Source organism: Paenibacillus sp. OT2-17 (genome assembly GCF_009827695.1).
Classification (GTDB): Bacteria; Bacillota; Bacilli; order Paenibacillales; family Paenibacillaceae; genus Paenibacillus; species Paenibacillus polymyxa_B.
Genome location: NZ_WUDQ01000848.1, coordinates 1 through 1,145, shown reverse-complemented (window position 1 = coordinate 1,145; position 1,145 = coordinate 1). Strand labels below are relative to the sequence as shown.

The following is a 1,145-nucleotide window of genomic DNA, read 5'->3' as shown; positions in this document are numbered from 1 at the left end:
TGACCCTCGGATGCAATATCAACGAGCGGACCCTTCAGCCTTCTTCACAGGCAATCAAGGTTGTGCTGCAATCGAACGGCTCCGGTAACTAATCCAGATACGAACAAGGAGGAGAATGGACATGACAACCATTCATCATGATGCGCAGCCAAATAATGAATGCTTGGGAGGCCCATCAGCGTCCGTTCCGGTCAAGGCAGTCATCTTCGACATGGACGGGGTCCTAGTAGACAGCGAACCGATTTATTTTGAGATCGAGCGTAATTCCTTTGCCCATTTCGGTGCGTCCATGACGGAAGAAGAGCACCATACCTATGTTGGAGTGACACTCGAATCTATGTGGCGTCAGGTACTGGACAGACATCAGCTCACCAATACGGTAGAAGAGGCCCTGTCCTATCACCGAAAAAATGTGATGCAGACGATGATTGCACACGAGGGCCTTGTGGCGATCGACGGACTGGAACGGTGGCTAGACTGGCTTCAAGAGAAGGGGATTCCGGTCGCGGTAGCCTCTTCCTCTCCACGGGCGCTAATTGATCTCATTATGGAAAAGACAGGACTTGGCCGTTACTTCGACATTCGAATCACCGGTGAAGAGGTATTGCAGGGTAAGCCAGCACCGGACATCTTCTTATACGCCGCCGAACAGCTAGGCATTGCACCGGCCCATTGCATCGTTATTGAAGATTCACAGAACGGGGTCCAGGCAGCCAAAAGTGCAGGAATGCACTGCATCGGCTTCCACAACCCCGGCTCCGGCCGGCAGGATCTGTCTAGAGCCGATCGCTGGATTCTCAGCTATGACGACCTGTGGGCGATCAGAGAGAATCTGCCGTTTGATGAGCAGTTGCTTGCTAAGAGCAAGAGCCGAAATGTACCGGAAGGCATACCCCCTTTATAATCATATGGAATCGTCCAATCTTTACTATGATTGAGGGTATTAAATAATGCCCCTTGGAATATACACTGGAGAATGCATTTATCCTTCCCTGTGTGTACTCTAAGGGGCGTGCTTTACATCGAAGTGGTCTAGTTGAAACGAGTAATTTTCCCGGTTCAACACACAATCGTCGTAAAAACTGTCTTTTTGACATTTAACTGATCTCCTGACGGTTTTAAATCCTCTATTCGTATGCAGCAAA

The 1,145-nt window shown here is 49.6% G+C and carries 1 protein-coding gene; it reads left to right on the top strand.

Annotated features, from left to right (window positions below):
* Window positions 1-121: 121 nt before the first annotated feature.
* Window positions 122-904 (top strand): HAD family hydrolase, encoded by a 783-nt coding sequence (locus GRP75_RS27620; RefSeq protein ID WP_076160451.1) that lies wholly within the window; start codon window positions 122-124, stop codon window positions 902-904.
* The last annotated feature ends 241 nt before the right edge of the window (window positions 905-1,145 follow it).

Coding starts and splice junctions, on each gene's coding strand:
- GRP75_RS27620 (WP_076160451.1), top strand. CDS start 122: ATGACAACCATTCATCATGATGCGCAGCCAAATAATGAATGCTTGGGA.